This is a genomic window from Actinoplanes awajinensis subsp. mycoplanecinus (assembly GCF_001509495.1).
Lineage (GTDB): Bacteria > Actinomycetota > Actinomycetes > Mycobacteriales > Micromonosporaceae > Actinoplanes > Actinoplanes palleronii.
On record NZ_LLZH01000324.1, the window covers coordinates 13,746 to 37,409 of the forward strand.

Consider the following 23,664-nt stretch of genomic DNA (forward strand, 5'->3'; position numbering starts at 1 on the left):
CCGGGTGGATCCACGCACCGTGTGGCAGGCCCTCGCCCGGCCCGGTTTCGTGGTGTCCTGGTGGCCGTTGCGAGCGACCGCGTACCTGCTCGGGAACGCCGTCGCCGGCCTGGTGGCGCTGGTGGTCGCGGTGGTGCTGTTCGTCGCCGGGGGGCTGCTCGCGGTGGTCGTGGCCGGGATACCCCTGCTCGCCGGGCTCGCCCTGATCGGGTTGCCCGCCGCCGGGTTCGAGCGCCGGTTGCGGCGGTTGATCGACAAAAACCCCATGGTGTACGGCCATCGCACACCCCCGGGCACCGGCTTGGCCTCCTGGCTGCACACCCGGTACACCGAGGCGGGCACGTGGCGGGAACTCGGGTTCGTCACGCTGCTGATGACGGTGCTGTGGCCGGTCGACCTGCTCGCGGTGACCCTGGGCGTGACGGTACCGCTCGGGCTGCTCGCCACGCCGGTGCTGTTCGCCACGCTCGGTGACTCCGTGCAGGTCAATGTGCTCAAGGCGTACCCGGTGACCTCCTGGACCGCAGCGGCCCTCGCCTCAGCCGTCGGTCTGGTCGCCCTGATCGCCTGTTCCTACGGGATGGGCGTGCTCGCCGGCGCGCGGGCGGCCCTGGCCCGGACGATCCTCGCGCCGACCGGAACCGATCAGCAGATCGTGGAGTTGACCCGCTCCCGCGTCCGCCTCGTCGACGCGTTCGAGGCGGAGCGCCGCCGGATCGAACGGGACCTGCACGACGGCGCTCAGCAGCGCCTCGTCGCGCTCACCATGACGCTCGGCCTGGCCCGGCTCGACGCCGAGGGTGGCCCGCTCGCCGAGCCGCTGTCGCGCGCGCACCACGAGGCCGGGCTGGTGCTGGGGGAGCTGCGGGAGCTGATCGGGGGCATCCACCCGCCGGTGCTGACCGATTTCGGCCTTGCGGCGGCGGTGAGCGATCTGGCCGACCGCTGCGTCGTACGCATGGAAGTCGCCTTTTCCGTGCCGCACCGCTTTCCCGCAGCGGTCGAATCGGCCGTCTATTTCGTGGTCGCCGAAGCGCTCACGAATCTGGCCAAGCACTCCGGTGCCGGCCGGGGCGAGATAACCGGCGACTATGCCGGACAGACGCTGACCGTCGAGATTTCCGACGACGGTCGTGGTGGTGCCGACATCGAGGCGGGCACCGGCCTGATCGGACTGGCCGATCGGGTCTCCGTGGTCGGTGGCAGACTGTCGTTGTCGAGCCCGCCGGGCGGTCCGACCCGAGTGATCGTGGAGATTCCGTGCCAGGCGATTCCGGATTCCGCGTAGTTCTCGCCGAGGACAGCGTCCTGCTCCGCGACGGTCTGATCGGGCTGCTGGCCCGTTTCGGTCACGAGGTGGTGGCCGCGGTGTCCGACAGCAACGGTCTGCGGTCGGCTGTCGCCGAGCACGATCCGGACGTGGTGGTGACCGATGTGCGGATGCCGCCCGGTTTCAAGGACGAGGGCCTGAAAGCCGCGGTGGAGTTGCGCCGGTTACGCCCTCGGCTGCCGATCGTGGTGCTCAGCCAGTACGTCGAGACGCGCTACGCCACCGAACTGCTGAACGTCGGGGACGGCACGCACGTCGGCTACCTGCTGAAGGACCGGATCGGTCACGTCGGCGAGTTCATCGACGCGCTGCGTCGGGTGGTGGACGGCGGCACGGTCGTCGACCCCGAGGTGATCCAGCAGATGCTCCGGCGGCGCAGGGATCCGCTCGAGGCGCTGACCGCGCGGGAGCGGGAGGTGCTGGGCCTGATGGCGGAGGGCCGATCGAATGCGGCCATCGGCGCGGAGCTGAGCATCGCGGAGGCTTCAGTGGCCAAGCACATCCGCAGCGTCCTGCAGAAACTGGGCCTGCCACAGGCTGAGGAAACCCACCGGCGAGTGCTCGCCGTCCTGACCTTTCTACGCTCGTAGCCGCGCCCCGCCCGGGCAGGACCACGGCTCGCCGGGGTGCCGCCCCGGGCGAGCAGCTGACACCAGGACACCGAGCGCTCCGCGATGGACGAGAGCGGGCTCACCTCATCTTTTACCGTACGTTCGGTAATGTGGGGGGATGGGACGCGCGCCGAGTATCGACGATGAGGCATTGCTGAAGCACCTGACCGAGGTTTTCCGGCACTCGGGTTATGAGGGTGCCTCGTTGACGGCGCTGTCGTCGGCATCCGGGCTGCACCGGGCGAGCCTGTACCACCGGTTTCCCACCGGGAAGCCAGGGATGGCCGCGGCGGTGCTCGCGTCGGTGGAGCGATCGTTCGAGGACATCCTCGCGCCGCTGACCTCCGAGCCCGACCCGTCGGCCGCTGTCGCGGAGATGGCTCGCCGGGTCGGTGTGTTCTATGCCGACGGCCGGCTCGCCTGCGTGCTGGACACCATGACGCTCCGCGGCGCGCCGGACGAGATCCGCGCGGCGGCGGCCGGGCTCGCGGCCGGGTGGCTTTCGGCGATGACCGATGTTGCCCAGCGGGCCGGTGCGTCTGCCGAGGAGGCCGGGCGGCGGGCGCGGGCGGCGCTGGTGCGGATCGAGGGAGCGTTGATCGTGGCGCGGGTCCTGGACGATCCTTCGGAGTTCCAGCTCGCCCTGGCCGAGTTGCCCCAGACCCTGGTCGCCGACTGACCCAGCCGGCCCCGAGGGGCGTCCCCAGCCTGTCGAGGCACCCCCACCACCAGCCGCCCGCCCTCAGCTGGTGGTGGGGGTTGTCTCCGGGGTGTCGAGGCTTCGACTGGTGGTGGGGTTGTGTCCGGATCGTGAGGCACCCCTGGGTGCCAGCCGTGCGGGCTCGGCTGGTGGTGAGGGGTGTGTCCGGGTCGTTGAGGCACCCCTGAGCGCCAGCTGGCAAGGCTCGGCTGGTGGTGAGGGGTGTCTCCGGGCTGTCGAGGCACCCCTGGGTGCCAGCCGGTGGATCTGGTGTAGAGGTCGGCGGGGTGTCGGCTGTCTGCGGCGCTGCGCGCTCGCTAGGTGATCACTTGCCGTTCGGCGGTGGGGGTGTGCGAGCGCGGTGGGGCGGTGCGTGCACGCAATGCTGAACTGCGGTCTGCCACAGCCCCCTCTGTGGGCGGCAGCGGCACGCATACCCTGATCGCGGGCAGTTGCCGCCCCCGCAGCCGACCGATCGCGGACTCGCACCGCCCTCCGAATGCCGAACGGGCTGCGCTGGAGGGGCTGCGCTGGGGTGGTGGGTGGTTCAGGGGCTGTCGGCGTTCAAGGTGGCTGCGATTTCGGGGCGGTGGTGGGCCAGGCGGCTGGTTCGGTTGATGGTCAGCAGTGCGACCGGGGCGCCGTCGCGGGTGTATCGGACCACCAGGCGGCGGGCGGTGGCGTCGCTCTCCACGACCGTGCGGGTGTCGGCGAGGCCGGGCAGCCCGATGACGCGGAGTTTCAGGTCGTGCACGTCGGACCAGAAGCTGGGCAGCGCCCTGTGCGGGAAAACCGGCCCGCCCAGCAGGGTTTCCGCAGCGGTGTCCGCCTGCCGGACGGCGTTGCTCCAGTGCGGTTCGGCCAGGAACGCTCCCGGCGTGACCGGATGCGGCCGCGCGCCCGCGTCGCCGACCACCACGATGTCCGTTTGCGGGATCCCGGCGCGGTCCGTCGCCCGCAGAAAGTGATCAGTCAGCAGCTCACCCGCCGGAGCGGCCGCGAGCCCGGCTGAACGAGCCCACTCGGTGTTCGGACGACCGCCGATGGCGATCACCACGGCGTCCACGTCGACCGCCGGGACCTGCGGGTTGTCGGTGCGCACGGTGGTCCCGCCGCTCCGGGCCGCGCGCATCGAGGTGACAGCAGTGCCGAACATCAGGTGTACGCCGGAAAGCCGGTGCGCCCGCGCCACGAACGCACCGGCTTCCGGCCCGAGGCGCCGCAGCGGGGAACCGCCGCGGTCGATGAGCGTCGTCGACGCGCCGGTGGTCCGCGCGGCGGCGGCGACCTCGTTGGCCAGCACACCACCGCCGACGACGGCCACCCGCAGCCCGGGACGCCGCAGCAGCGCGGCGAGGCGCACGGAGTCCTCGAGGCGGCGCACGGTGAACAGCCCGGGGTGCGGGACCGCGCCGGGATGGTCGCGGGCCCGGGCACCGGTGGCGATGACCAGCGCGTCGAACGGGACGAGGTCACCGCCGTCCAGGCGCAGCACCCGGCGTTCGCGGTCAAGTTCCACGATGCGCCGGCCGAGGAGCCATTCCACCGGTACGTCGGTGGCCAGCGTGGTCGCGCTCACCGGGATGGCGCCGGTGAGGAGCTGTTTGGACAGCGGCGGCCGATCGTACGGAAAATGGGTCTCCTCGCCGACAACGGTCAGACGGCCGGCGAATCCCTTGGTGCGCAGGGCCTCGGCGGTGCGCAGCCCGCCGATCCCGGCCCCGGCCACGACGATCCGCGAGTCGGGCCCCCACCTCATGGCAGCCGGCTGATCGCGCGCAGCGGGCAGACCGCGATGGCCTTGAGCACCGAGGCTTCCTGGTCGCCGGACGGTTCCGGGTCGTAGACGAGGTACTCGTCGTCGTCGAAGGAGAACACCGCCGGGGCGGCGAACACGCACTGCCCGTGGTTGTCGCACACGGCTCGGTCCACGTTGATCTTCATGCTGGGTCCTTCGGGATCACGCCGGGAACGACGGGGTGGGCGCCGTCAGCGGCGGGTTGAAACGCGACAGGGTGGGCGCCGACCAGTGCGCGGGCAGCGAGCGCGGCAGCAGGACGGCCTCGTCGAGCTCGAATTCGACCGCGCGCGGACCGGAATCGGTCGCGCCGGTCCCGTCCGGCCAGCGCACGGTGGCGCGCCCGGTGAGCTGGAGGGTGGTGCCGGTCGCCCAGTCGACGAAGAGCAGGCCGGTGTGCGGGTTCTCGATGATGTTCCCGAGGGTCATCAGCATGTTGTTGCCGACGTAGTCGGGCCAGCGCAGCCGGGTCGGCGACAGCAGCTCGACGAACCCCGGATTGCCGCCGCGATGCGAGACGTCGGGGTCGCCGGTCTCGGACGCCGACGCGACGAAGAACGTGTCGGCGTGCGCGACGAGCCCGCTCATCTGTTCGGTCAGCGCGGGCACCCGCGTGGCGGGGCCGGGTTCGGCGGCCTCGTCCAGGCTGAGCACGGTGCGTTTCTGGATGTACTTCGGGCAGTTCGGGAAGCTCTGCTCGATCTCCAGTTCGAGCCCGGCCGGGAACGGCGCGGAGGTGCCGTTCATCCGCAGCCGGATCCGGGTCTCCAGATCGATGGCGAGCAGACCCAGCTTGCCGGCCCGCCGGGTCATCGGCTCGACCGGATCGGCGGGCGCCAGCCGGGCCAGGACCTGCACCGACACGTCGTCCGGAGCGGTGACGAAGCCGCGCGGCCCGACGAACAGCGAGGCCCAGAGCCGGCCGTCATCGGCCTGCGCCCCGACGGCCAGCATGCTCTGGTGGGCCAGGAAGTCGTCGGCGCCGTCCGGCAGCGCCGGCTGGACCAGCCGGGAGACGGCGGTGGCCTGCGCGGTCAGGCCGGCCCGGGCCTGTGCCTCGCGCTCGCCGCGGTGGAAGACCGACATGGGTTCCTCCTCGAAGTGTGGCCCCGGGCGCGCGCCCGGGGCCGGGACGACCTAGAAGGTCAGGACGCGGTAGCCCTGGTCGGTGAGCTCGCGCAGGCTCGCGACGCCGGGCGTGCCCGGAGCCCGGTTGCTGCTGACGGTCTCGATGCCGGCGGCGGCCACCGAGTCCTGCGCGCCGAACGCGATCGAGCAGCCACCGGAGGCGACCACCGCGACCTTCTCGCGAACGGCCTGGTAGACGGCGTGTGCCGGGTGGGCGGTGTCCTGGAGCTGCTCCGGCCAGCGGGTGCCGGCGCCCTGGAAGAGCACGAGGGCTTCGCCGTGCCGGCCGTAGTCCCAGGCGGTGGCGAGGGCGTTGAGCACCCGGCCGACGGACTCCTCGGTGCCGGGGGCGGGGTCGGACAGGATGACGATCGCGGTCTTGGTCTCTGGCATGCGTTTAAATTACCAAACGTTTGGAAAAAAACCAGGGTGCGCTGGCTCACCTGCGGTCCGGCTGAGGGGTTTCCGGTGCCGCCGATGGATCGAGGCTGCCCTTATCGTGGATCGATGGCGTCGATCAGGCAGGTTCAGGTGACCTTCGACTGCGCGGACCCGGAGCGGGTCGCGCGGTTCTGGTGTGAGGTTCTCGGGTACGTGGCGCCACCACCACCGGACGGGTTCGCGAGCTGGGACGACTACACCGGCTCGCTGCCGGCTGAGAAGCGGAACGCCTGGTTCGTGGCCTCAGATCCGACCGGGGCGGGGCCGCGGCTCTTTTTCCAGCGGGTGCCCGAGGGCAAGGTCGTCAAGAACCGAGTGCACCTCGACGTGCGGGCCGGGACCGGCCTTGTCGGTGACGAACGGCTGGCCGCGCTGCAGGCCGAGCGGAAACGGCTGGAAGCACTCGGCGCGACCTGCGTGCAGGTGCTGATCGCCGACGGGGAGAACGAGTCCTGCATCCCGATGCTGGACGTCGAGGGCAACGAGTTCTGCCTCGACTGAGGCCTGGACTGAGGCCCAGGTCGAGGCCCGGACTGAGCGGCCACCCGACCGCAACCCCGCGCCACCCGGCCCGCGGGGCGAGCTCCGGTCGACAGGTGGGGTGAACCTACTCACCGGCCGGCTCGTCCCCGCCGTCGTGGCCGTGCTCTACCTGGCCGTGCTCGGTCTGCGGCCGGGCGGCGACGTGAGCTGATCGTTCGTCCTGGGCCCGATGGCGCGGGCGGACAATTCCACGCTGCTGGAGTGGGTCATCGGCGTGGCCTACCCGATCGGCGACATCGGGGTGATCACCATGGCCCTGCTGGTGCTCGGGCACGTCCGGCCGGCGCTGCGCGGCAGTGTGGCGCTGCTCGTCGCTGGCGCGGTGTCGCTGTCCCTCGCGCACGGCGTCTACGCGTTACGGCTTCAAGCCGATCAACGACGTGTACGGCCACCACGCCGGTGACCTGCTGCTCGCCCTGGTCGCCGACCGGCTCACCGTCTGCGTCCGGGACTCGGACACCGTGGCGCGGCTCGGCGGCGACGAGTTCGCGGTGCTCGTCGAACGGCTGCACGACACCGCCGACGCGACAGTGATCGCCGACCGGATCGTGGCGCGGCTGGCCGAGCCGTTCGAGCTGATGGAGCACACCGTACGGATCGGTGCCAGCGTCGGCGTGGCGGTCCGGGCCCGGGAGAACGGCGACGCGGCCGAGCTGCTGGGACGCGCCGACGCGGCGATGTACCGGGCGAAGCACGACGGGAAGGGCCGCCGGGTTCCGAAACACGACCTAGGCGGGACGGGTCCCGGCCGGGGCGACCGCGTTGACGTCGGTCCAGACCTCCGTCATGTCGGCGATCAGCCCGTCGCGCAGCGTGATGAACGTGGCCACCTCGAAGTGGTGGAGCTCGCCGCCGCTGTAGCCGGTGACGTGCGATCGGCCCGCCGCGCGGAGCTCGGTGCCGATGCAGTCCTCGAGGATGAGGTGATCGAAGCCCGGGTACTCGGCGTTCAGCCGCACCCAGGTCGCGCGATCGAAGGTCTCACCGGTGTGCACGTAGCGGCAGGTGAAGTCGTCGTGCAGCAGTGTGGGCAGTTCGTCCCAGCTCTGGGCGTCGATGACCTCGGCCAATCGGTTCATCATCGTGGATGCGCGCATCCGGGAATCGTTTCACGAGCCGGTTGGCCGCTATCGTTCTCGGTGACGCGGCCTGGCACTCCTCACCCGGTGGCGCTCAGTGAGGACACGACTGCTTTGACGACCGTGATCAAGCCCCACCTTCGCGGGTGGCTGCATGCCGGGACCTTTCCCATCGCCGTCGTGGTCGGCGGCCTGCTGACGGCGTTGTGCCCCGACGCCCGTTCCCGGCTGGCGCTGGCGCTGTTCACGGTGTCGGCGGCGCTGCTGTTCGGCATCAGCGCGCTCTTTCACCGGGGCCGATGGAGCGAGCGGGCCCACAAGCGGCTGCGGGGATTCGACCACGCCAACATCTTCTTGATCATCGCCGGTAGCTACACGCCGTTCTGCGTGCTCCTGCTGCCGCCCGGGCAGGCCCGAACCCTGCTGTGGATCGTGTGGTGCGTCGCGCTGGCCGGCGTCGCCTTCCGGGTGCTGTGGACCGACGCCCCGCGCTGGCTGTACGTGCCGGTGTACATCGCGCTGGGCTGGTTCGCGGTGTTCTACCTGCCCGGGTTCTGGCGCACCGGCGGCGCTCTGGTCGGCGCGCTGCTGATCCTCGGCGGCGTGCTCTACACCCTCGGCGCGGTCGTCTACGGTCTGCAGCGGCCCAACCCGAACCTGCGCTGGTTCGGCTTCCATGAGGTCTTCCACGCGCTGACCATCGCGGCCTTCGGCACCCACTGCATCGGCATCGGGATCGCCCTGCGCGCCTTCTGACCGGTGGTCGGCATTTAACCTATCGGAGAGATAGGTTATCGTGATCCACATGTCTGAATCCCCTGATGCACCGCAACTTCCCGCCCGCCGCCGCAGCCGCTGGCCCTGGATCGCGGCCGCCGCGGCGGTGGTGGTCGCGGCCGGTGCGGTCATCGCGATCACCACGTCCGGCGACGACGACGGCGGCGACGCCACGACGGTGCGGATCGGGGTCGCCGACGCGTCCGCGCCGTACTGGAAGACGTATCAGGACCTGGCCAAGCAGCGGCTGAACGTGACCGTGAACCTGGTCAACTTCAGCGACTACAGCCAGCCGAACCCGGCGCTGAAGGAGAAGCAGCTGGAGCTCAATCAGTTCCAGCACATTCAGTACCTGGCCAACTACAACGCCACCTCGGGCGACGACCTGCAGCCGATCGGCGCCACCGCGGTCTACCCGCTGCCGCTGTACTCGCTGAAGTTCAAGACCCCGCAGGAGTTCCCGGCGGGCGCCAAGGTCGCCATCCCGAACGACGCCATCAACCAGGCCCGCGGGCTGCTGGTGCTGCAGGCGGCCGGTCTGGTCACGCTGAAGGGCGGCGGCACCGCGTTCTCCAGCACGGCCGACGTCGAGAGCAAGAAGGTCGACGTGGTGACCCTCGACGCGTCGCAGACCGCGGGCGCGCTGCAGGCCGGCTCGGTGGCCGGCGCGATCGTCAACAACAACTACGCCACCAGCGCGAAGCTGCCCCGGGACAACGCGATCTTCCAGGACGACCCGGCCAGTGCCAGCGCCGCGCCGTACGTGAACATTTTCACCGCGCGCAAGGCCGACAAGGACAACGCGACGTACCTGAAGCTCGCCGAGCTCTACCACGACCCGGCCGTGGAGAAGGGCGTCCAAGAGGCCAACGGCAACGTCGCGGTGCTGCGCACGGTGGCCGCCGCCGACCTGCAGGCGCTGCTCACCACGGTGCAGGACCAGGCCGTCGCCGCGGGCAAGAAGTAGAGCACCGGCCGCCGTGTCGCACGTACGCCTGGAGCACGTCACCAAGTCGTTCACCCGCGGTCGTAACGGCGACCGCGTCGTCGCCCTCGACGACGTCAGCCTGGAGGTCGCCGAGGGCGAGGTGTTCGGCGTCATCGGCCACTCCGGCGCCGGCAAGAGCACCCTGATCCGGCTGATCAACGGGCTGGAGCGGCCGACCAGCGGCCGGGTGCACGTCGGCGGCCGGGAGATCACCGCGCTGTCCGAACGTGATCAGCGAGGCGTCCGCCGCGACATTGGCATGATCTTCCAGCAGTTCAACCTGTTCCGGTCCCGGACCGTCGCGGGCAACGTCGCCTACCCGCTCAAGGTGGCCGGCGTCGCCCGCGAGGAACGGGACCGCAGGGTGGCCCGGCTGCTGGACTTCGTCGGGCTGCTCGACCGCGCCCACGACCACCCCGAGCAGCTCTCCGGCGGGCAGAAGCAGCGCGTCGGCATCGCCCGCGCGCTGGCCACCGAACCGTCGCTGCTGCTCGCCGACGAGGCCACCAGCGCCCTGGACCCGAAGACCACCGCCGAGGTGCTCGCCCTGCTCGGCCGGGTCAACCGGGAACTCGGCGTGACCATCGTGCTGATCACCCACGAGCTGGACGTGATCCGCGCGGTGGCGAACCGGGTCGCGGTGATGGAGGGCGGCAGGATCGCCGAGTCCGGCACGCTCTACGACGTCTTCGCCCGGCCGACGAGCGCGGCGGCCGCCGACTTCGTGCGCGGCGCCCTGCGAGACCGGCCCTCGCCGGAAACGCTGGAGCGGCTGCGCCGGACGCACCGCGGGCGGATCGTCACCGTGGCGATCCGCGACCAGACCGGGTTCCAGACCGCGCTGGCCACGACGTTCCTGGAGCACAGCGTGGCGGCCGGGACCATCTTCGGCGGGATCAGCGAGCTGCAGGAGCGCGCGGTCGGCAGCCTGACCTTCGAGCTGACCGGCCCGGACGACGGGATCGGCGCGGCGCTGGCCGCGCTGCGCGCCGACGGCGTCGACGTGACCGAGGAGAACTGACGTGGACGAGTTCCTCACGAACCTGCCGGTCTTCCGCGAGGCGATCGGGCAGACGTTCTACATCGTATTGATCTCGGTGGTGGCCGGCGGCCTGCTCGGCCTCGCCCTCGGCCTGGTCCTCTACGCCACCCGCCCGGGCAGCCTGATGGCCAACCGGTTCGTCTACGTGGTGGTGAACATCCTGGTCAACCTGGTCCGGCCGATCCCATTCGTGATCTTCTTGACCGCGATCCAGCCGCTCATGCTGGTCGCCATCGGGACCACGATCGGCACCGACGCGGTCACCTTCGCACTGTCGCTGGCCGCGGCGTTCGCGGTCAGCCGGATCATCGAGCAGAACCTGCTGGCGGTCGAGCCGGGCGTGATCGAGGCGGCCCGGGCGGCCGGCGCGCGGCCGCTGAGCATCCTGCTGACCGTGGTCGTCCCCGAGGCGCTCGGGCCGGTGATCCTGGGTTACACGTTCATCTTCGTCGGCGTGGTGGACATGTCCGCGCAGGCCGGGCTGTTCGGCGGCGGGGGACTGGGCGACTTCGCGGTCACCTACGGCTCGCAGCGGTACAACTGGCCGGTCGTCTACATCACGGTCGCCACGATCATCGTGATCGTCCAGGCCGGGCAGTTCCTCGGCAACTACCTGGCCCGCAAGGCCCTGCGCCGCTGAGGCCACACTGCGGCGGAACCCCTGCGAGCCGTGACGGACCCCTGCGAACCGCGGCGGGACCCCTGCGAACCGCTACGGCACCTCCGCGAGCTTGCCGTCCCGGACCTCCAGCAGCAGGAAGGTCGGCTGCGTCCTGGTGCCGTCGGGTTTGAACGTGACCGGCCCGGACAGCAGCGGCAGGCCGGCGGTGGCGGCGATCGCGGCACGTACCGCGGCGTGCTCGACCGAACCGGCCCGCTTGATCGCGTCCAGGGCCACCGTGACCGCGTCGAAGGCCTCCGGGCCGCTGGGGCTGGGCGCCCGGCCGGTCGCCGCGGTGAACTTCGCCGACCAGCCGGCCAGTGACGACATGAGCGCCGGCACCATCAGCGCGGTCCCGTACACGTTCTTGGTCTGCGCGGCGGTGAGGTCGGTGAGCAGCGGGCCGTCGGTCGCGCCGTCACCGACGAAGATCTTGCCGGTGAAACCGGCGGTCCGCAGGTCCTTGATGAGCTGGTTGGCCTCGCCGTAGTAGCCGGTGAAGTACACCGTGTCGGCCTTCTCGCCGAGGATCTGCTCGGCCAGCCGGGCGTAGGACGGCGCGCCCTGGCTGAGCGCGTGGGTGGCGACCACCCGGATGCCGGTGCCGGGAAGGCCGGCCGCGGCGACGGTCTGTTTGCCGAGCGTCACCGGGAAGCTGGTGCCGTCGTTGACGATGATCAGCCGCTTGCTGCCCATCCGGCGCATGCCGGAGATCGCGAAGGTGCCCTCGTCGGCGACCGTGCCACTGATCAGGAAGATGCTGTCGTACTTCGGTACCAGCAGGTCGGTGGAGGTGGCCAGCGCGATCACCATCGGCACGCCGGCGTCCCGGAAGACCTTCAGGGTGGGCACGGTGGCGCTGCTGCAGTAGCCGCCGACCGAGACGGTGATGTCCTTCGCCACCAGGTCGTTGGCGCTCACCACGGCGGTGCCGGGGTCGCAGGCGTCGTCGAGCACCAGCAGTTCCACCTGACGGCCGAGCACGCCGCCGGCCGCGTTGGCCTCGTCGACCGCCATCTGCGCCGCGTCACGCATCTCGCGACCGGACTGCGCGTTGGTGCCGGAGAGCGGGACCAGGGCGCCCAGCCGGATGGTGGCCGCCGGTCCGGCGCCGGGATCGGCCGGGTCGTCGCCACAACCACCGAGTACGGCCGCACCGGCCAGCACGAGGACCGTGAGCAACGTTCTGAACCGTGGGCCGACGCCCATGCCGTGCCTTCCGCCGAGCCACCCCGCCACCTTTCCCTTCGGCGGCAGGGCGGTGGGTGCTGAGCACTTTGTTCAGGTCTGGCAGCCGGCAGCCGATGGTGGTCAGTGGTCATGGAGTGAAGGAGGCGTTGTGAAGCGGAGCCGCGATGACTCCCGGGCACGCCGGCGACACAGTCTGAACACCACGGCCGCGCTGGCGAGCGTGCTGCTGGCGCTCGGCTCCTACACCATCATCGGCACGTGGCTCACCACCCGGGCGGCCCGCGACCACAGCCGGGCCCTGCACGTGGACGCGGACTTCACCGAGGCCCGTGGCGCGATCACGCTCGAAGAGGTCAACCTGCGTCACTACCAGGTGGAGCCGTCCTCGGCGGTGCGCAGCCGGTTCGTGCAGGCCGCCGATCTGGTGGACAGCGCGCTCAACCTCGCCGTCCGGCACGGGCTGCCCGGCGCCGACAGCGAGGCGACCCGGCTGCTCGGCCGCCAGCGGGAGTACCGGGCGAACGCCGAGCAGCTCATGGCACTGGTCGCGGACGGCGATCCGGCCAGCCTCAGCTTCGACGGCCTCAGCGTGACGCCGTCCTACTACACCCTGCAGCAGGATGTGGACACCGTGAGCCGGGCGTACCACGCCAGTGCGCAACGGCAGGCCGCCGAGATGCAGGGCGCCGAGATGCGCATGCTGATCGGCACGTCGGTCGGCTTCGGGGTGGGCCTCACCCTGGTCGGCGTGATCTGGCGGCTGGTGCTGAGCTATCAGCGCCGGCTGGTCCTGGACGCCGACGCCAGCGAGTACCGGTCCCTGCACGACCCGCTGACCGGGCTGCCGAACCGGCGGATGTTCCACGAGCACCTGGCCCGGGCGGTGTCCTCCGGTGGGCCGGACGACCAGGTGGGCATCATGATCATCGACTTGGACGGCTTCAAGGCGGTGAACGACACGCTCGGCCACCAGGCCGGCGATCAGCTCCTGCAGGCTGTCGGAGGCCGGTTGCTGACCGGTGTGCGCGACGGTGACCTGGCCGCCCGGCTGGGTGGCGACGAGTTCGCGGTGCTGCTGCCCGGCGTCGCCGACCTGGCGGCCGCCGCCGAAGTGGCCGATCGGCTCGTCGACGAGATCCGGCACGACTTCCTGCTGGACGTGGGCCCCGCCTCGGTCAGTGCCAGCATCGGCCTCACCATCGGCGGGGTGGGCGCCGACGACGACGAACTGCTGCGCCAGGCCGACGCGGCGATGTACCGGGCGAAGTCCGCGGGCGGCGGCGTCGCCGTCCACGACCCGATCCTGGACGCCGTGGCGCCCGACGAGATGGCCCTGTTCGGTGAGCTCCGCGCGCTGCTGGAGACCGGTGACCCGGACGGCCAGCTGACGTTGTACTTCCAGCCGCAGGTCCGGCTCACGGACGGCACGGTGACCGCCGTCGAGGCGTTGGTGCGCTGGCGTCACCCGGCCCGGGGGCTGCTGCTGCCCGCGGCTTTCCTCGACATCGCCGCGTCCCGGGGTCTGGCGACGCCGTTGACATACCACCTGCTGGACATCGCGGTGGCGCAGGCGGCCCGCTGGTCTGCCACGGCCGAGCCGCTGGTGGTATCGGTGAACGTCTCGCCGCGGTGCCTGCTGCACGACGGCTTCCTGGCCCGGGTCTGCGCGGCGATCGCCGCCGCCGGGCTGCCGCGCGGCATGCTGCGGCTGGAGCTGACCGAGAGCGGCGTGCTGGGCGAATCGGAGCGGGCCCGCACGGTCCTGCGGCAGGCCCGCGAACAGGGGATCATGATCTCGGTCGACGACTTCGGCAGCGGCTCCAGCTCGCTGTCGCAGCTGCGCCAGCTGCCGGCCGACGAATTCAAGATTGACCGGTCGTTCGTGCGGGGCCTGGCCTCCGACCCCGACGACGTGGTGATGATGCGCAGCGCCATCGACCTGGGCCACAACCTGGGCATGTCGGTCGTCGCGAAGGGCGTCGAGGAGCTCGAAGCGCTGACCGTGCTGCGGGACCTGGGCTGCGATCTCGCCCAGGGTTTTGTGCTGAGCCGCCCGGTGCCGGCCGACGAGGTGCCGGCCGCGTGCGCCAGGGCCGGTCGGCATGCTGCGCCGGCCAGGGCCGGTCGGCATGCTGCGCCGGCCTCACACCGCGGCTGAGCAACCCCCAAGCAAGATCAAAATCCCGATTGGGTACGACGGGAAGCGTCGCTCACTGAAACCCGGTGCGCACCGAGGTGATCCGCTGGGTGTTGAAGCCCAGCCAGTGCATCCGGCCGATGTACCGGGCGTGCTCGATCTTGAGGCAGCGGTCGACGACCAGGTCGAGCCCGCCGTCGGCGGCGATCCGGTTGCCCTCGTCGTTGAGCACCCCGAACTGGCACCAGAGCGCGCCCGCGCCGATCGCCACCGCGTCCCGGGCGATCTGCGGCAGCGCGGCCGGGGCCCGGAACACGTTCACCACGTCGACCGGCCCGGGCAGGTCGGTCAGGCTCGGGTAGCTGCGCTCACCCAGGATCTCGGTCTCCCTCGGGTTGACCGGGATCACCTGATAGCCGTGCCGTTTCAGGTAGTAGCCGACGAAATAGCTGGCCCGCAGCTCGTTGCTGGACAGCCCGACGATCGCGACGGTCTTCGCGGTGTGCAGGATCCGCTGGATGGTGGTGACGTCCTGGTACGCGGCGGAATCGGTCATCGCTGTGCCTCCAACGCCTGCGTCAGGTCCCAGATCAGATCGTCGACCGACTCGATGCCGACCGACAGCCGTACGGTCCCGGGCCGGACCCCGGCGGCGCGCAGCTCGTCGTCGCTGAGCTGCCGGTGCGTGGTGCTGGCCGGGTGGATGATCAGGCTCTTCGCGTCGCCGACGTTGGCCAGGTGCGACCAGAGCGTCACCCCGCGGATCAGGTCCTGACCGGCCTCGCGGCCCCCGGCGACGTCGAACGAGAACACCGCGCCCGCCCCGAGCGGCAGGTACTTCTCGACCAGCTGCTGGAACCGGCTGCCGGGCAGCCCGGCGTAGGTGACGTTCGAGGCGAGAGGGTGCGCGTCCAGGAACGCGGCGACCGTACCGGCGTTCGCGACGTGCCGGTCCATCCGCAGCGACAGCGTCTCCAGGCCCTGCAGCAGCAGGAACGCGTTGAACGGCGAGAGCGTGCCACCCAGGTCCCGCAGCGTCTCGGCGCGCAGTTTCATCAGGTAGCCGTACGTGCCGAACGTCTCGTGGAACTGCAGCCCGTGATAGGCCGGTGACGGTTCGGCGATCACCGGGAACCGCCCGTTGGACCAGTTGAACGTGCCGGCCTCGGTGACCACCCCGCCGATGCTGGTGCCGTGCCCGCCGATGAACTTCGTCGCCGAGTGGATGACGATGTCGGCGCCGTGCTCGATCGGCCGGCACAGGTACGGCGTCGCGAACGTGTTGTCCACGATCAGCGGCAGCTCGTGCTCGTGCGCGATGGCCGCCACGGTCGCGATGTCCAGCACGTTCCCGCCGGGGTTGCCGATCGTCTCGCCGAAGAACGCCTTGGTGTTCGCCCGCACCGCCTTGCGCCAGGCCTCCGGGTCGTCCGGGTCCACCCAGGTCAGCTCGACGTTCAGCTTGCCGAACAGGTGCTTGAACTGGTTGACCGTGCCACCGTAGAGCGCCGACGACGCGACCACGTGGTCACCCGGCTGCAGCAGCGTGAACAGCGCGGCGGCCTGCGCGGCGATCCCGCTGGCGAACGCGACCGCGCCGGCGCCACCCTCCAGGTTCGCGATCCGCTCCTCGAAGACCGCGACCGTCGGGTTCATGATCCGGGAGTACGTGTTGCCGTACTCCTGCAGGTTGAAGTAGGCGGCCGCGGACTCCGGGTCCTCGAACACGTAGCTGGTGGTCTGGAAGATCGGCACGGCGCGGGCGCCGGTGTTCGGATCGGGCCGTTGCCCGGCGTGCAGCTGCCGGGTCTCGAACCCGAACTCGTGGTCTTCGCTCATGCTCGGCTTCCGTTCAGGAACTCGCGGACGATGGGAGTCTGCCGGGCCTCTTCCAGCAGGAAGCAGTCGTGTCCGTAGGGCGCCTCGATCAGGTGATACTCGACCGGCTTCCCGGCCTTGCGCAACGCCTCCTCGATCTCTTCGGACGCCGCCGGCGGGTAGAGCCAGTCCGAGCTGAACGCGATCAGCAGGGTCCGCGCTCGGATCTGCTCGGCGGCCGCCTGCAGCGAGCCGTGCTCGCGGGACAGATCAAAATAGGTCAGCGCGCGGGACAGGTGCAGGTAGGTGTTCGCGTCGAAGCGCCGCACGAACGAACCGGCCTGATGCTGCAGGTAGCTCTCCACCTCGAACTCCGGCTCGCTGAGCGTGTACCGGATGTCCCCACCGGACTGCAGCCGCCGCCCGAACTTCCCGGCCAGCGCGGGCGCCGAGAGATAGGTGACGTGCCCGATCATCCGGGCCACGCCCATCCCGGCGTCCGGCGAGCGTCCGGTGCCGTAGTAGTCGCCGCCCTGCCAGTCCGGGTCGCGCATGATGGCCTCGCGGGCGATCGCGTTCCAGGCCACCCCCTGCGGCTGCAGCCCGTGCGTGGACGCGATCACCACGATCGTGTTCACCTGATCGGGGTAGTCGACCGCCCACTGCAGCGCCTGCATCCCGCCGAGCGAGCCGCCCGCCACCGCGGCCAGCCGCTCGATGCCGAGCACGTCCAGGAAGGCCCGCTCGCACCGGACCATGTCCGCGACGGTCAGGACCGGAAAATCCTTACCGTACGGCCGGCCGGTCGCCGGGTCGGCCGAGGACGGTCCGGTGGTGCCCCGGCAGCCACCGAGCAGGTTGGTGGAGACCACGAAGAACCGGTCGGTGTCGAACGCCTTGCCCGGCCCGATCATGCCGTCCCACCAGCCGATCCCTTTCGGGCTGCCGGCCGCCGCGAACCCGTCCCGGGTGCTCTCGGCCGGCGCGGTCGCGGCGATCCCGGCGGCGTGCGCGTCCCCGCTGAGCGCGTGGCAGACCAGGATGACGTTGTCGCGGGCCGGTGCCAGGGTGCCGTAGGTCTCGTACGCCACCCGGACCCCGCGCAGCTCCCGGCCCGAGTCGAGCGGCAGCGGCGCCGGCAGGTCCAGGTACCGCGTCTCCACGGTGCCGACCGAGCGGGTGTTTCTCACCCCCGGAAGTTAGGCCAGGTCGGAGCTGATGTCTAGTATCCCGATGGGCCTTGTAGAGCAGTCGCCGGCACGGAAGGATTCCTCGGTATGACCACCATTGATAACGGAGTCAACGTCCAAGCGCTGCTCGACGCGCGCGAAGTCCTCAAGGGCACCCCGGACGCCGCCCAGTTCACCTGGCGCGCGTCCAGCAAGTGGCAGCACGGGGTGCACAGCACCACCACGATCGAGAAGTTCTTCGGGCTCGGTCAGGAGCAGACCCACAAGAACGAGACCACGTTCGCCGCGGATCACCCGGCCGTGTTCGCCGCCGAGGACAACGGCATCACCCCGATCGAGTACCTGCTGGTCGGCCTGGCCGGCTGCCTCACCGCCGGTGTCGCGTCGGTCGCGCAGAACCGCGGGATCCAGCTGCGCTCGGTCGAGTCCACCGTCGAGGGCGCGCACGACATCCGGGGCATCCTCGGGGCCGACAGCGACGTCCGCAACGGCTTCAACGACATCAAGGTGACGTTCCGGATCGACGCGGACGCCTCCAAGGAGGACATCGAAGCGCTCGTCGCCCAGTCGCAGAAGCGCTCGGCGGTCTACGACGCGCTGACCAACCCGACGAACGTCACGGTCGAGGTGGCCTGAGCCATCGAACAGGTCACCACGGTCGTCGTCGGCGCGGGACACGCCGGCCTGGCCGCCAGCCACTTCCTCACCGCCCGGTCGATCGACCACGTCGTGCTCGACCGCGGCGAGGTCGCCAACTCGTGGCGCCGGGAGCGCTGGGACTCGCTGCGGCTGCTCACCCCGAACTGGCTGAGCCGGCTGCCCGGCCACCACTACGACGGCCCGGACCCGGACGGGTACATGACGTCCGGCGAGGTGGTCGCGTTCATCGAGCAGTTCGCCGGTGTCACCGCGGCGCCGGTCCGTACGAACACGGCGGTCACCTCGGTGCGCCGTGACGACGACGGCTACCGGCTGGTCACCAGCGGCGGTGAGCTGCGCGCCCGGTCGGTGGTGCTGGCCAGCGGCGCCTGCAACGTGCCGACCGTGCCCGCGCTGGCCGCCGGTCTGCCGCCCGGCGTGCGGCAGCTGACGCCGTTCGACTACCGCGGGCCCGACGGACTGGCCGAGGGCGGGGTGCTCGTGGTCGGCGGGTCGGCGACCGGGGTGCAGATCGCGGCCGAGCTGCGCCGCTCCGGGCGGCCGGTGATCCTGTCGACCGGGGAGCACGTGCGGATGCCACGGTTGCACCGGGACCGGGACGTGCTGTGGTGGATGGACGCGACCGGGGTGTGGGACCAGCGCTACGACCAGGTCGACGATCTCACCCGGGCCCGGCGGCTGCCGTCACCGCAGCTGGTCGGCACCCCGGAACGGGCCACGCTCGACCTGAACGCGCTGACCGATCTCGGGGTGGAGCTGGTCGGGCGGCTGTCCACCGTACGAAATGGGGTCCTGCTCTTCTCCGGGGGTCTCACGAACGTCTGCGCGCTGGCGGACCTGAAGATGAAGCGGATGCTGGCGGGTTTTGATCAGTGGGCCGGCCTCTCGCAACCGGAGGTCGACCTGCCGCCGACGAGGGTCCCGGCGGCACCGCGGTGGCAGATCGATCTCGGTCACGGGGAGATCAGCACGATCGTGTGGGCGACCGGGTTCCGGCCCGACTACGGCTGGCTCGACGTGCCGGTGGTCGACGAGAAGGGCCGCTTGCGCCACGAGGGCGGCGTGGTGGACAGCCCGGGTCTCTACGCGCTGGGCCTGCCGGTGCTGCGCCGCCGCCGCTCCACGTTCCTCAACGGGATCGAGGACGACGCCCGCGCCGTCACCGACCACCTGGCCACCAGCCTGCCCGTCCCGAGTTCGCACCGCTGATCGCCCCCGGTCCCGGATCGCGCGCCGCGGCGCCGCTGCCACTCCCGACCGCAGCGCGCCTCCCCACCCCGGCTGGTGCTGAGGGGTGTCTCAACGCCGTTGAGACACCCCTCAGCACCAGCCGGAACAGCGATCCCCGGGCGGTCGTCATCCGCGGAGCGGGACGGCGTGATATTCCGCGCCGGATCATCGCCGGTGTGGCAGGCTCGCGGCCGTGCAGCGAATGATCGATGTGGGGGACGGGTCGGTCTGGTGTGAGGACACCGGGGGTGCTCTGCCGCCGGTGGTGCTGCTGCATCCGGGGGTCGGTGACTCCCGGATCTGGGACCTGGTCTGGGCGCGGCTCGCCGGACGGCACCGCCTGATCCGTTATGACGTGCGGGGCTTCGGTCGCTCCGCGCCCCCGGACGGCCGGTTCTCCCCGCTGGCCGATCTGCGCCGGGTGCTGGACGGACTCGCGGTGGGGCCGGCGTTGTTCGCCGGGTGCAGCATGGGCGGCGGCAGCGCGCTTGATCTGGCCCTGGCCGATCCTGATCGGGTCCGGGGGATGGTGCTGGCCTGCCCCGGTATCTCCGGCGCCCCACCTGCCCAGAATCCCGGCGGCGCTGTCGTCGCGCGTGATTCCGGCGGCGCTGCGGTCGCGCGTGATTCCGGTGGCGCCGAGGCCGCGCGTGATCCCGGTGATACTGCGACCTCGCGCGATGCCGGCGGCGCCGCGGCTGGCCGCGACCTCGCCGACGCGCCGGACAGCGATGACCCGGCGATCTTCCTTGAGCAGGGCATCGCGCGGTGGGCTCAGGCCGGCCGCGACCCGGTGGTCGTCGAGCAGTTGCGCTCGTCGGTCCGATTCTGGCTCCACTGGGGTGACAGCCTCGCCGAGGACGGCGACGCGTGGTCCCGGCTGGAGGACGTCACCGTGCCCAGCGTGCTGCTGCTCGGTGACCTCGAGCGGCCGTCGTTCGTGCCAGCCTGCGTCGAGGCCGCGCGGCGCCTGCCCGGGTGCCGGCTGGTGCGGATCCCCGGCGCTGATCACTTCGTGCCGCTGCGGGCGCCCGATGTCGTGGTGGACGCGCTGCATTCGCTGCAACGCTGACACCGGCGTCGGCGGCGGTGGGCTGGCGGTGGCTGGTGCTCAGGGGTGTCTCACGCACCGTGAGACACCCCTGAGCACCAGCCGGGAACCGGAGGCGCGCCGCGGTCGGGAGTGGCAGCGGTGTCGCGTGCGGCCGCCGAGGGACCCGGGCGGGGCGGGGTCAGGGGTGGGTGCGGTGGGTCAGCCAGCTGGACATCACCCGGACGCTGTGGCCGATGGCGCGCTCGTCCGGGTCGAACGCGCCGAAGTGCGGGTAGCTGGTCTTGATGCCGGCGCCGGGGCGGCGGACGCCGAGGTACGTGAACGTGCCGGGCATCCGGTTCAGGAACAGCGCGAAGTCCTCGCCGCTGTACGGGATCGCGGCGTACGTCGGCAGGGTCCTGGTTTCGCCGATGGTGCGCCGCAGGTAGCGGTGGAGCGCCCGGCCCTCGCGCTGCGGGGTGACCATCGCCGGGAACGGGTCGGCCGGGAACGTGACCGCGGCCGCGCCGTACGAAAAAGCCAGTCGCCGCACGGCCTCGCGCACCTCGGCGTGCCGGTCCTGCGGCCAGCAGCGGTAGGAGAAGCGCACGCTGGCACCGGCCGGCTGGGCCTGCATGAAGACGAACCGGGACAGCGCCGTGCCCGGCCGCAGCAGCTCGGCGACCAGGTGTTCGAGGTCGCCGGAGGTGGCCGGGCGGCCGACCGTGCCGAGCGCGGTGATGTCGCCGGCGAGCGCGGTCGCCGCCGCGGCGGCGTCCGGGCCGGTCAGCGTGACGGTGCCGTGGTCCTGGCCGGGCAGGCCGAACCCGGCCGTGGTGGCGAACGTCCCCACCGGGAACGGCCCGCAGTGCAGCGCGTGGATCTCCTCGGGGCGGACCCGGTCGAACACGCCGTCGTCGAGCATCGCACCGGCGCCGGCGAGGGACTCCTCACCGGGCTGAAAGACGAAGACCAGCGTGCCGGCCAGCCGGTCGCGCCGCCGGGCCAGGGTCAGCGCGACGCCCACCCCGATCGTGGTGTGCAGGTCGTGCCCGCACACGTGGGCCGCCTCGGGACCGCCCTCGATCTGCTCGTCCGGCGGCACCGCGTCCATGTCGGCGCGGTAGGCGACCGTCCGGCCGGGGCGGCCTCCGGTGAGGACACCGACCACGCCGTGGCCGCCGACACCGGTGGTGACGGCCAGCCCGGCCGCGCGCAGTTGCTCCGCGACCAGGGCGGACGTCCGGACCTCCTGGCCCGACACCTCGGGGTGGCGGTGGATCTCCCGGCGCAGCTCGATCAGGTGCCGGGTGTCGTCGTTGGTGGCACGGTCAGCGGCGTGGGCGCCGGTGGCCGGGACGAGCAGTGCCCCGGCCGCGCCGCCGATCCCGCCCAGCACGATCCGCCGGCTGATGGCGCGATTTCCCAGGTTTGACATCGTCTTCCTCCCCGTGTGCCGGCCGCCGTCCGGCGAACCGACTGGGGCAAGGATGGCTGCTCTGCCCGGGGCGACGCAGTGATGCCAGGTCCCGGAAAAAGGTAGTGCCAGCGTTACTGCCCAGCCTCGGCGAGGCTGGTTAGGCTCCGTGGACAGCGTCGAGAATCCGGTCCGGCGCCGTGCCAGTCGACCAGTCGGCGTGCACGTCGGCCAGTCTGATCAGGCCGGAGCGGTCGGCGACGACGACCGCGGCGAATGGCAGGACCGCGCGGCCCGTGCCGAGCACCCGCTTGGCGTCCGGGCTGCTGAAACCGATGTTGAACGCGTCGATCAGGACGTGCCGTGGATCGGAGGTGACGAAGAAGTCGAGGTCGTGGCGGCGCTTGACGGCTTCGAGGCGATCGGGCGCCTGCGGGCTGACCGCGACCAGGTGCGCGCCCAGCTCCAGCAGCGACGGCGCGAGCGAGTCCCGGTAGGACCGCAGCAGGTCGTCGCACGCGGTGGAGCCGGCGTGCCGGACGAAGACGAGCACGACCGGGCCGGTCTGCCGCATCCGGTTCAGGTGGACCGGGCCGAGGTCCACTTCGAGCAGTGGCACGTCGGGCAGCCGATCGCCGACCGCGACCATCCGGTTCCAGATCGCCGAGCTCTCGAACTGGCGCCGGAACGTGCGGTCCTCGGCGCTCTGCCGGATCGGCCGGGCGGTGCCGCGGGTGACGTCGCCCGGGTTACGGACAGAGGTCGTCATCGTGTTGCTCCAGTTCGACGGGGGTGTGTCCACTCGTTCCACAATACCTATATTGCAAGTAGGAATAGTAGTTTAACAGTGTGACCGTTTTGTCATCGATCAGCCCTCGGTGCCGAGGTCCTCGCCACGCGGCGTGCGGTAGTAGAGGACCGCGCGGCCGGTCCGCCGGCGCTGGACCAGGCCGGCGTCGAGCAGCACCCGCAGGTGGCCGCCGACCGTGCCGAGGCCGTACCCGGTGACCGCGCACAGCTGGGTCGGTGTCTTCGACGTGTTCAGGTGCGCGAGGACCAGCGCCCGTACCGGGCCGAGCAACCGGCTCAGCGCCGCCGGCGCGACCACCACGGCCGGGTCGGCGAGGAAGCCCGCGCACGGGTAGACCACGACGTAGCGGTGCGGGGCGTCCAGGCAGATCCAGCCGTCCCGGGACAGCGTCGGCACGAACGACAGCTGGGCGCCGGTCAGGTCCACCGGCGGGTGGTCGTACGCGTTGACCTGCAGGCGCCCGTCGCCGGCCCAGTGCATGTCCGGTCGCATGCCGAGCAGCGCGGCCGCCCAGCCGCCGGTCGCGAGCTGGTGGGAGCGGGCCACGATGTCCGCCTGCAGCAGCCGGCGCCGGTGCGGCCAGTCCGGGCGCACCGCCAGGTCCCACACCCAGGTGAGCACGTCGGCCGTACGGTCGATCAGGTCCGGGCCGCCGAGGATGTCCGGCACCGGCACACCCTCGGCGCGCAGCTGGGCGCGGGCGTCGTCCGGTGTGGTGGCCCGCAGCCGGGCCAGGTCGCCGTCGAACGTGCCGTCCGCGTCGACCGGCGGGGTGACCAGGAAGTCGGCGACCCAGCGCGGGCGCAACGTGGCCTCGACCAGCGCGGCGGTGAACGGGTCGTCGCGCAGCCGCTGCCGGTAGACCGGCGCCCACGCCTCGAGCCAGGCGCGCTGCGCGGGATGGGTGCCCTTGCCGGCGAACGCCTTCATCGCGGCGACCGTCTCGGTCAGCGGTGAGACGGCGAACCGGCCGGCCGCCAGCACGTCGGCGCCGACGATCCAGACTCCCATCCGTACCCCCGGCGGACGTGATCCTTCGTGTGGACACGAAAAGCTGTGGCCGCCACGCCGGGCGGTCG

The 23,664-nt window shown here is 71.4% G+C and carries 24 protein-coding genes; 13 read left to right on the forward strand and 11 right to left on the reverse strand.

The genetic code is table 11. The features are described 5' to 3' along the window. Positions 1-4 precede the first annotated feature (4 nt). The 3 genes from ADL15_RS44280 (at position 5) to ADL15_RS44290 (ending at position 2,620) form a co-directional block, all read left to right on the forward strand. Positions 5-1,288, forward strand: a complete 1,284-nt coding sequence (locus ADL15_RS44280; RefSeq protein ID WP_067705497.1) for a sensor histidine kinase — start codon at positions 5-7, stop codon at positions 1,286-1,288. After that, a complete protein-coding gene (locus ADL15_RS44285; protein WP_067705499.1) occupies positions 1,261-1,920 on the forward strand; it encodes a response regulator in 660 nt (219 codons plus the stop codon). The genes ADL15_RS44280 and ADL15_RS44285 overlap by 28 nt, the downstream gene beginning before the upstream one ends. Before the next feature lie 139 nt (positions 1,921-2,059). Beyond that, entirely contained in the window at positions 2,060-2,620 is a 561-nt protein-coding gene (locus ADL15_RS44290) for a TetR/AcrR family transcriptional regulator (protein ID WP_067705501.1), read from the forward strand. 568 nt (positions 2,621-3,188) lie between these two features. Here ADL15_RS44290 and ADL15_RS44295 read toward each other — a convergent pair. Genes ADL15_RS44295 through ADL15_RS44310 form a run of 4 tightly spaced genes read right to left on the reverse strand, consistent with a single transcriptional unit; the run spans position 3,189 to position 5,960 of the window. Continuing rightward, positions 3,189-4,400 carry an NAD(P)/FAD-dependent oxidoreductase gene (locus ADL15_RS44295; RefSeq protein ID WP_067705503.1) on the reverse strand — a complete coding sequence of 404 codons (1,212 nt, stop codon included), beginning with the start codon at positions 4,398-4,400 and terminating at the stop codon, positions 3,189-3,191. Further along, positions 4,397-4,585: a ferredoxin gene (locus tag ADL15_RS44300; protein WP_067705505.1), complete on the reverse strand. Its 189-nt coding sequence runs from the start codon at positions 4,583-4,585 to the stop codon at positions 4,397-4,399. Before ADL15_RS44300 ends, ADL15_RS44295 begins: the two co-directional genes overlap by 4 nt. Positions 4,586-4,601: 16 nt before the next feature. After that, positions 4,602-5,525: a pyridoxamine 5'-phosphate oxidase family protein gene (locus ADL15_RS44305; RefSeq protein WP_067705507.1), complete on the reverse strand. Its 924-nt coding sequence runs from the start codon at positions 5,523-5,525 to the stop codon at positions 4,602-4,604. Positions 5,526-5,576: 51 nt separating this feature from the next. Then, positions 5,577-5,960 carry a DsrE family protein gene (locus tag ADL15_RS44310; RefSeq protein ID WP_067705509.1) on the reverse strand — a complete coding sequence of 128 codons (384 nt, stop codon included), beginning with the start codon at positions 5,958-5,960 and terminating at the stop codon, positions 5,577-5,579. Positions 5,961-6,074: 114 nt separating this feature from the next. Between ADL15_RS44310 and ADL15_RS44315 the strand changes: the two genes are divergently transcribed. The 6 genes from ADL15_RS44315 (at position 6,075) to ADL15_RS44345 (ending at position 11,077) form a co-directional block, all read left to right on the forward strand. Next, entirely contained in the window at positions 6,075-6,509 is a 435-nt protein-coding gene (locus tag ADL15_RS44315) for a VOC family protein (protein ID WP_067705511.1), read from the forward strand. A 211-nt stretch (positions 6,510-6,720) separates the two neighbouring features. Next, positions 6,721-6,954, forward strand: a complete 234-nt coding sequence (locus ADL15_RS53675) for a hypothetical protein (protein ID WP_067705513.1) — start codon at positions 6,721-6,723, stop codon at positions 6,952-6,954. Next, entirely contained in the window at positions 6,932-8,386 is a 1,455-nt protein-coding gene (gene trhA, locus ADL15_RS57425; protein WP_269748439.1) for a PAQR family membrane homeostasis protein TrhA, read from the forward strand. The genes ADL15_RS53675 and trhA overlap by 23 nt, the downstream gene beginning before the upstream one ends. 49 nt (positions 8,387-8,435) lie before the next feature. Then, on the forward strand, positions 8,436-9,374 hold the full coding sequence (locus tag ADL15_RS44335; RefSeq protein WP_067705519.1) for a MetQ/NlpA family ABC transporter substrate-binding protein: 939 nt from the start codon (positions 8,436-8,438) through the stop codon (positions 9,372-9,374). 13 nt (positions 9,375-9,387) lie between these two features. Beyond that, entirely contained in the window at positions 9,388-10,416 is a 1,029-nt protein-coding gene (locus ADL15_RS44340) for a methionine ABC transporter ATP-binding protein (RefSeq protein WP_067705521.1), read from the forward strand. Between the two features lies 1 nt (position 10,417). Then, positions 10,418-11,077 (forward strand): methionine ABC transporter permease, encoded by a 660-nt coding sequence (locus tag ADL15_RS44345; protein WP_067705522.1) that lies wholly within the window; start codon positions 10,418-10,420, stop codon positions 11,075-11,077. A 72-nt stretch (positions 11,078-11,149) separates the two neighbouring features. Here ADL15_RS44345 and ADL15_RS44350 read toward each other — a convergent pair whose 3' ends face one another. Next, positions 11,150-12,280, reverse strand: coding sequence for a branched-chain amino acid ABC transporter substrate-binding protein (locus ADL15_RS44350; protein ID WP_198171274.1), 1,131 nt, complete (start codon positions 12,278-12,280; stop codon positions 11,150-11,152). A 157-nt stretch (positions 12,281-12,437) separates the two neighbouring features. Between ADL15_RS44350 and ADL15_RS44355 the strand changes: the two genes are divergently transcribed. Then, complete coding sequence (locus ADL15_RS44355; RefSeq protein WP_067705526.1) at positions 12,438-14,447, forward strand: putative bifunctional diguanylate cyclase/phosphodiesterase; 2,010 nt, start codon at positions 12,438-12,440, stop codon at positions 14,445-14,447. Between the two features lie 52 nt (positions 14,448-14,499). Here the strand turns inward: ADL15_RS44355 and ADL15_RS44360 are convergent, their stop codons facing one another. Genes ADL15_RS44360 through metX form a run of 3 tightly spaced genes read right to left on the reverse strand, consistent with a single transcriptional unit; the run spans position 14,500 to position 17,434 of the window. Further along, entirely contained in the window at positions 14,500-14,982 is a 483-nt protein-coding gene (locus ADL15_RS44360) for a CoA-binding protein (RefSeq protein WP_067705528.1), read from the reverse strand. Next, positions 14,979-16,265, reverse strand: coding sequence for an O-acetylhomoserine aminocarboxypropyltransferase/cysteine synthase family protein (locus ADL15_RS44365; RefSeq protein ID WP_067705529.1), 1,287 nt, complete (start codon positions 16,263-16,265; stop codon positions 14,979-14,981). The genes ADL15_RS44360 and ADL15_RS44365 overlap by 4 nt, the downstream gene beginning before the upstream one ends. Continuing rightward, the gene (gene metX / locus ADL15_RS44370; RefSeq protein ID WP_067705532.1) at positions 16,262-17,434 is read right to left on the reverse strand and encodes a homoserine O-acetyltransferase MetX; all 1,173 of its coding nucleotides are present in this window, start codon (positions 17,432-17,434) and stop codon (positions 16,262-16,264) included. Before metX ends, ADL15_RS44365 begins: the two co-directional genes overlap by 4 nt. Positions 17,435-17,521: 87 nt before the next feature. Between metX and ADL15_RS44375 the strand changes: the two genes are divergently transcribed. The 3 genes from ADL15_RS44375 to ADL15_RS44385 all read left to right on the forward strand — a co-directional run bounded on the left by ADL15_RS44375 (position 17,522) and on the right by ADL15_RS44385 (position 20,396). After that, entirely contained in the window at positions 17,522-18,070 is a 549-nt protein-coding gene (locus ADL15_RS44375) for an OsmC family protein (RefSeq protein WP_067705534.1), read from the forward strand. 3 nt (positions 18,071-18,073) lie between these two features. Beyond that, the gene (locus ADL15_RS44380; protein ID WP_067705538.1) at positions 18,074-19,303 is read left to right on the forward strand and encodes an NAD(P)-binding domain-containing protein; all 1,230 of its coding nucleotides are present in this window, start codon (positions 18,074-18,076) and stop codon (positions 19,301-19,303) included. A 223-nt stretch (positions 19,304-19,526) separates the two neighbouring features. Then, positions 19,527-20,396 (forward strand): alpha/beta fold hydrolase, encoded by an 870-nt coding sequence (locus ADL15_RS44385; protein WP_083972503.1) that lies wholly within the window; start codon positions 19,527-19,529, stop codon positions 20,394-20,396. A 160-nt stretch (positions 20,397-20,556) separates the two neighbouring features. On the opposite strand, the gene ADL15_RS44390 is transcribed toward ADL15_RS44385, so the two are convergent. The 3 genes from ADL15_RS44390 to ADL15_RS44400 form a co-directional block, all read right to left on the reverse strand. Then, positions 20,557-21,795: a M20 metallopeptidase family protein gene (locus ADL15_RS44390; RefSeq protein ID WP_067705542.1), complete on the reverse strand. Its 1,239-nt coding sequence runs from the start codon at positions 21,793-21,795 to the stop codon at positions 20,557-20,559. Positions 21,796-21,934: 139 nt separating this feature from the next. Then, positions 21,935-22,543 carry a redoxin domain-containing protein gene (locus tag ADL15_RS44395; RefSeq protein ID WP_067705571.1) on the reverse strand — a complete coding sequence of 203 codons (609 nt, stop codon included), beginning with the start codon at positions 22,541-22,543 and terminating at the stop codon, positions 21,935-21,937. A 99-nt stretch (positions 22,544-22,642) separates the two neighbouring features. After that, positions 22,643-23,596: an ArsR/SmtB family transcription factor gene (locus tag ADL15_RS44400; RefSeq protein ID WP_067705545.1), complete on the reverse strand. Its 954-nt coding sequence runs from the start codon at positions 23,594-23,596 to the stop codon at positions 22,643-22,645. Positions 23,597-23,664 lie beyond the last annotated feature (68 nt).

Bases quoted from the DNA above. Each gene is read 5' to 3' on its own strand.
- ADL15_RS44290 (WP_067705501.1), top strand. From the start codon at position 2,060: ATGGGACGCGCGCCGAGTATCGACGATGAGGCATTGCTGAAGCACCTG.
- ADL15_RS44295 (WP_067705503.1), bottom strand. From the start codon at position 4,400: ATGAGGTGGGGGCCCGACTCGCGGATCGTCGTGGCCGGGGCCGGGATC.
- ADL15_RS44300 (WP_067705505.1), bottom strand. From the start codon at position 4,585: ATGAAGATCAACGTGGACCGAGCCGTGTGCGACAACCACGGGCAGTGC.
- ADL15_RS44305 (WP_067705507.1), bottom strand. From the start codon at position 5,525: ATGTCGGTCTTCCACCGCGGCGAGCGCGAGGCACAGGCCCGGGCCGGC.
- ADL15_RS44310 (WP_067705509.1), bottom strand. From the start codon at position 5,960: ATGCCAGAGACCAAGACCGCGATCGTCATCCTGTCCGACCCCGCCCCC.
- ADL15_RS44315 (WP_067705511.1), top strand. From the start codon at position 6,075: ATGGCGTCGATCAGGCAGGTTCAGGTGACCTTCGACTGCGCGGACCCG.
- ADL15_RS53675 (WP_067705513.1), top strand. From the start codon at position 6,721: ATGGCGCGGGCGGACAATTCCACGCTGCTGGAGTGGGTCATCGGCGTG.
- ADL15_RS44335 (WP_067705519.1), top strand. From the start codon at position 8,436: ATGTCTGAATCCCCTGATGCACCGCAACTTCCCGCCCGCCGCCGCAGC.
- ADL15_RS44360 (WP_067705528.1), bottom strand. From the start codon at position 14,982: ATGACCGATTCCGCCGCGTACCAGGACGTCACCACCATCCAGCGGATC.
- ADL15_RS44365 (WP_067705529.1), bottom strand. From the start codon at position 16,265: ATGAGCGAAGACCACGAGTTCGGGTTCGAGACCCGGCAGCTGCACGCC.
- ADL15_RS44375 (WP_067705534.1), top strand. From the start codon at position 17,522: ATGACCACCATTGATAACGGAGTCAACGTCCAAGCGCTGCTCGACGCG.
- ADL15_RS44385 (WP_083972503.1), top strand. From the start codon at position 19,527: ATGATCGATGTGGGGGACGGGTCGGTCTGGTGTGAGGACACCGGGGGT.
- ADL15_RS44390 (WP_067705542.1), bottom strand. From the start codon at position 21,795: ATGTCAAACCTGGGAAATCGCGCCATCAGCCGGCGGATCGTGCTGGGC.
- ADL15_RS44395 (WP_067705571.1), bottom strand. From the start codon at position 22,543: ATGACGACCTCTGTCCGTAACCCGGGCGACGTCACCCGCGGCACCGCC.
- ADL15_RS44400 (WP_067705545.1), bottom strand. From the start codon at position 23,596: ATGGGAGTCTGGATCGTCGGCGCCGACGTGCTGGCGGCCGGCCGGTTC.